This is a genomic window from Acidimicrobiales bacterium, assembly GCA_036491125.1.
In the GTDB taxonomy this organism is placed as follows: Bacteria; Actinomycetota; Acidimicrobiia; order Acidimicrobiales; family AC-9; genus AC-9.
In genome coordinates this window covers 1-5,233 of sequence record DASXCO010000131.1, presented here as the reverse complement: position 1 = coordinate 5,233, position 5,233 = coordinate 1, and the positions used below count along the sequence as shown (strand labels likewise).

6 protein-coding genes are annotated in these 5,233 nt (G+C 70.2%); 5 read left to right on the top strand and 1 reads right to left on the bottom strand.

The window, feature by feature from the left end; translation table 11 throughout:
- The first annotated feature begins 126 nt into the window (after window positions 1–126).
- The 3 genes from ruvX to aroE all read left to right on the top strand — a co-directional run bounded on the left by ruvX (window position 127) and on the right by aroE (window position 2,634).
- Entirely contained in the window at window positions 127–582 is a 456-nt protein-coding gene (gene ruvX, locus VGF64_10930; protein ID HEY1635263.1) for a Holliday junction resolvase RuvX, read from the top strand.
- A gap of 112 nt (window positions 583–694) precedes the next feature.
- A complete protein-coding gene (gene mltG / locus VGF64_10925; protein ID HEY1635262.1) occupies window positions 695–1,768 on the top strand; it encodes an endolytic transglycosylase MltG in 1,074 nt (357 codons plus the stop codon).
- Window positions 1,765–2,634 (top strand): shikimate dehydrogenase, encoded by an 870-nt coding sequence (gene aroE / locus VGF64_10920; protein ID HEY1635261.1) that lies wholly within the window; start codon window positions 1,765–1,767, stop codon window positions 2,632–2,634. Before mltG ends, aroE begins: the two co-directional genes overlap by 4 nt.
- Here the strand turns inward: aroE and VGF64_10915 are convergent.
- Window positions 2,631–3,539 carry a mechanosensitive ion channel family protein gene (locus tag VGF64_10915; GenBank protein ID HEY1635260.1) on the bottom strand — a complete coding sequence of 303 codons (909 nt, stop codon included), beginning with the start codon at window positions 3,537–3,539 and terminating at the stop codon, window positions 2,631–2,633. The genes aroE and VGF64_10915 overlap by 4 nt on opposite strands.
- 181 nt (window positions 3,540–3,720) lie before the next feature.
- On the opposite strand from VGF64_10915, the gene rodA reads away from it, so the two are divergent.
- Together rodA and VGF64_10905 are read left to right on the top strand one after the other, a co-directional pair.
- Complete coding sequence (gene rodA / locus VGF64_10910) at window positions 3,721–4,914, top strand: rod shape-determining protein RodA (protein ID HEY1635259.1); 1,194 nt, start codon at window positions 3,721–3,723, stop codon at window positions 4,912–4,914.
- An 8-nt stretch (window positions 4,915–4,922) separates the two neighbouring features.
- On the top strand, window positions 4,923–5,233 hold a 311-nt coding region (locus tag VGF64_10905; GenBank protein ID HEY1635258.1), incomplete at its 3' end, for a hypothetical protein.

Sequence of the window (5,233 nt, the reverse complement as noted above, 5' to 3'; positions counted from 1 at the left end):
GGCCGAGCCCGCCCGCATCGTGGGCGGCGGTGGGGGCAAGGGCCCCGAGCTGGCCCTGGCCGGCGGCCGGGATCCGGGGCGCATCGACGAGGCCCTGGCCCTGGTGCGCGCCAACCTCGGCCTGACATGAGGGTGGTGGGTATCGACCTGGGTGAGCGCCGGGTCGGCGTCGCCGTAAGCGACAGCGACGGGACACTGGCCTCTCCGTACGAGGTGGTCGAGCGCTCGGGCGACGTCGGCCGCGATCACGCCGAGATCGCTCGGATCGTGACCGAGCTGGGAGCCTCAACGGTGGTCGTCGGGTTGCCGCTGTCACTCGACGGGACCGTCGGGCCCGCGGCCCGGGCGGCGCGGACCGAGGCGGATCGGCTCGCGGGAGCCGTCGGTGTGCCGGTGGAGACTCACGACGAGCGCTTGACGACGGTTAGCGCGGGCCACTCGTTGGATCGGTCGGGTCTGCGGCGGGGGGCTCGCCGGACGGCCAGACGGGGCTCGGTCGACAAGGTGGCGGCCGCCATCATGTTGCAGTCATGGCTCGATAGCCACGCGCAACGGAGCTCGCCGCGGACGGCCGATGAGTGACCGCGGGGCCTCCGGCCGCACAGGAGACCCGGTCGACGGCCGATCGCCACCCTCCGACGACTGGCGTCGGGCGCCGCGGCGGCCGTCACGCCCCGAAGACGAGGGGGGCGCCGTGGCCACCGCGTCCGACGACGACGATCAGGCAGGTCCCGAGTGGGTGAAGCGCCGCCGCAGGCTCTCGTTCACTCAACGTGTGGTGCTCGCCTCCGTTGCCGGGGTGCTCGTCGTGGTGACGGCGGCGGCGATCTGGATCGACTTCCAGGTCAACCCGCCGGGTGGTCCCGGACGGACGGTCACGGTCAACCTGCCCGCCGGCAGCTCGTACTCTGCCGTCGCCGACATCCTGGCTCGCAACGGCGTGATCGGGTCCCCGACGCTGTTTCGCCTCTACGTGCGGATCCATGGAGCGGGCACGGTCCAGGCCGGGAGCTATGCGCTGCGTCGAGACGACTCCTATGGCGACGTGGTCGGCGCGCTCGGGCACGGGCCCAGCGCCGATCGGGTCACGATCCCGAGCGGTGCGACCTTGGGCGACGTGGCGGCAAGGGTCGGGCAGCTTCGGGGCCACTCGGCGGCGGGCTTCCTCGCCGCCGCGAACAGCGGCCGGGTCCACTCGACCTTCGGGCCTCCGGGCACCACGAGCCTGGAGGGGCTGATCCAACCGGCCTCCTACTCGTTCAACCCCAGCGCCGACGACCTGACGATCCTCGGCCAGATGGTGGCCGCCTTCGACAGCCAGGCCACCGCGATCGGTCTCGCCCAGCAGGCGGCACGGATCAAGGTCACCCCCTACGAAGCACTCATAGTCGCGTCGATCGTCGAGCGGGAAGCCAAGGTCCCCGACGACCAGGGGCGGGTGGCCCAGGTCGTCTACAACCGACTGGCCAGAGGCATGCCGCTCCAGCTCGACTCGACCGTGATCTACGCCCTCGGCGGGCACCTCACCACGCTGACGAAGGCTGACTTCAGCATCACGTCTCCCTACAACACCTACCGAGTCGCCGGCCTGCCGCCGACGCCGATCGCGAACCCTTCGGAGGCTTCCCTCGTGGCGGCCCTCAACCCCACGCCCGGCCCCTGGCTGTATTTCGTCGTGGTCGCACCCGATGGGACCGAGGCCTTCTCGACGACGCTGGCGGAGCAGAACGCCAACATCGCCCTGGCCCACCAGCGCGGCCTGGGTTGACGAACACGGTGTGGCCGACCGGGGCAACCCGCCTGGCGGGGGTCATCGGCGATCCCGTACGACACTCTCTCTCGCCGACCCTGCACAACGCCGCCTTCAAGGCGGTGGGCCTCGACTGGGCCTATCTGGCGTTTCCGGTCCCAGCCGGTCGGGCGCGCGAGGCGCTCGTGGGCGCCATGGCGCTGGGCATCGAAGGTCTTTCCGTCACGATGCCCCACAAGAGCGCGGTAGCCGAGGCGCTGGGCCGGTGCTCACCGACGGCCGCGACCCTCGGTGCCGTCAACACCGTCGTCCGACAGCACGACGAGCTGGTCGGGGAGAGCACGGACGGACAGGGGTTCATCGACGGGCTGCGGTCGGAGCCCGGCTTCGACCCCTCGAGGCGCCGTTGCCTCGTGATCGGAGCGGGCGGAGCGGCCAGGGCGGTGGTGCTGGCGCTGGCCCAGGCGGGGGCGGCCGAGGTCGTCGTCGTGAACCGCACCGCCGACCGCGGTCGAGCTGCGGCGGCGCTGGCTGGTGGAGTCGGACGGACGGGACACGCGGCCGAGATCGGCGACATGGATCTCGTGGTGCACGCGACGCCCGTCGGGATGACGGTCGGGGCCGCCCCGATCGGGGACTCCGCCGATGGCGCCCCGCTGGTCGAGGCTGGCCGGCTCGCTCCCGGTCAGGTCGTCGTCGATCTGGTGTACCACCCGGCGACCACCCCCCTGATCGAGGCGGCGCGCCGGCAGGGGGCCACCGCGGTCAACGGCATGGGGATGCTCGTACACCAGGCCGCCCTGGCCTTCGAGCTGTGGACCGGCCACGACGCCCCCCTTGCGGTGATGCGCGCCGCGGCCGTCGAGGTGCTGCAGTCGCGCTAACTCCCGGGACCGGGAGCGACGATGCCCTCGCGCTGCAGGCGGGCGCTGATGCGGCTTCGCATGGCGCGGGCGACGGTGTCCTTCTGCGACGTGGTGGTCCTGACCACGAGTCGGATGGTGATCGACTCGTGGTCCATAGAGTTCACACCCCAGACCTCGGGCGGGCCCAGGCACATGGAGGACCACGCCGGATCCGACGCGACCGCCGATCCCTCGTCGGCGACCACCTCGGTGGCCCGATCGATGTCGGTTCCGTACGGCACGACGATGTCGACCAGGGCGCGGGACCACTGGATCGACGAGTTGCCGACCCGTCGGATCTCGCCGTTGGGCAGATACCAGACCGTGCCATCGACCGACCGGAGACGGGTGACCCGCAGGTTGACCTCTTCGACGGTGCCCTGGGTGTCACCCACGGCGATGGCGTCGCCGACTCCGTACTGGTCCTCGGCGATGATGAAGAAGCCGGAGAGGAAGTCGCGCACCATGCTCTGGGCGCCAAAGCCGAGGGCAGCCCCGATGACCGTGGCCCCGGCCAGGATGGGCGTGAGGTTGATCCCGAGCACGCCCAGGATGGTCAGGGCCGCGACGATCCAGACCACGGCACGCCAGAGGCTGGCGACCAGGGAGCCGATCGTCTCGATGCGGAGCGAGGCTCGCGGTGAGAGGGACTCCAGTCGTGTCCGGTTGCTGAGCGAGCGCAGCGTCCGCTTCGCCACCCTGGCGCCGAGCCGGGAGGCCAGCCAGGCGATGACGAGGATGAGGATGATCTCGAGAGGACGGACGACGACGAACTGGACGGTGCGGGCCAAGAACTCGCTGGCTCCGTATTGGCGGAGGAGGTCGTGGATGTAGCCCTGGTCGTTCTGACCGCTGATCAGGGGTGTGGTCGCAGCGAAGATCACGCCTGGCATCCTTGCCGACCGAGCCCGGCCCGGGTCAACGGCCGGCGCGAGAGTGGGTCGAATCTCTGGAGGCGGGTAGCCCCAGCGGCTGACTCGTACCCGGGGTGGCTTGCGTTGCCCCCGGGGCTCATTCAGAATCGGTGCGGCCCACGATAGCGGCGGTCGTGGCGAGGAGGTGATGGTGGCTTTACGCGTCCTGGACCAACCGACCCGGGCTCGGAGCCGCACGACCATTTTCCAGCACGTCGACGTGGTGCTCGCCGTCGCCACCTTGGCCGTGGCCGCGATGGGCGTGGTGATGGTCTACTCGGCGACCAGAGGCAAGCTGGAGCTCGCCGGCGCCGATCCCCGCTTCTATCTGAAGAAGCAGCTCCTCTACGCCGTCATCGGCGTGGTGGTCATGGTCGTCGTGATGCTCATCGACTACCACCGGTTCGAGTTCCTGGGCGTCATCGCCTACGGCGCCGTCCTCCTGGGCCTGCTGGCGGTGCTGAGCCCGCTGGGGCGCAGCGCCCTCGGGTCCCAGCGCTGGTTCCAGGTGGGCTCTTTCCAGCTGCAGCCCTCGGCCTTCGCCAGCCTCGCCCTCATCCTGGCCATGGCCGCGTACTTGCGACGGCACCAGGGCGCCATCATGCTCCGCCACGTCATCGTCCTGCTGGTGATGGCCGGTATCCCGATCCTTCTCGTCTACAGGCAGCCGGACCTGGGGACGGCCATGGTGATGGCCGCATCCCTGCTGGTCATGATGGTGGTGGCGGGGGTCAGAGGGCGCTACCTGGCCGCGCTCGGGTTGCTCGCCGTGGTCCTCATCGTCGCCGTCGTGCAGCTGGGGGTGCTCAAGCAGTATCAAGTTCAACGGCTCACCTCTTTCGTGCACCAGACACCGGCCGGCCAGACGACGCCGGCTGCCCAGGGCGGGAACACCAGCAGCAACCAGAGCCAGCAGTCGACCTACAACCTGGCCCAGTCGAAGATCGCCATCGGCTCGGGGGGTACCACCGGCAAGGGTCTGTTCAACGGTTCCCAGACCAACCTCAACTACGTGCCCGAGCAGCAGACCGACTTCATCTTCACGGCCGTCGGTGAGCAGCTGGGCTTCCTCGGCGCCGCCTCGTTGCTGGCGCTGTTCGGGATCATCCTCTGGCGCATCCTCCGGATCGCCCAGATGGCGCGGGACAACCTGGGCACGCTGCTGTCCGGGGGAGTGCTCGGCCTGATTGGCCTGTCGGTGTTCCAGAATGCCGGCATGACGATGGGTATCATGCCGATCACGGGTATCCCACTGCCTTTCATGAGTTACGGCGGATCAGCGACCATCGCCTTCTTCGCCGCCATCGGGATCGTGCTCAATGTGGGCATGCGGCGATTCCGCTGAGGGCGTCGATGGCGGGCGACGGGGGACCCGGCCCCGCCCACTCCGTCGTGGGCCAGGCCGCCGCCTCTGGGGTCCCCTCCGAGGCCAATGAAGGCCAGCACGGGCTCCCACCCTCGCCCGAGCCCGGGGAGGGCCCGGCGCAGCCCGCCGACGGCCCCTTCGAGTCCGAGGAGTCCGAGGAGTCCGAGGTCGGGGCCGAGGAGGAGCACAGCCGGCCCGAGGCGATGCACCAGGCGGCCTTCATGGGGGTCGTCCTCGAGCTGCCGAACATCCATCCCTCGGTCGTGCTGCAGGAGATCGACCCGCCCATGAGGGAGCT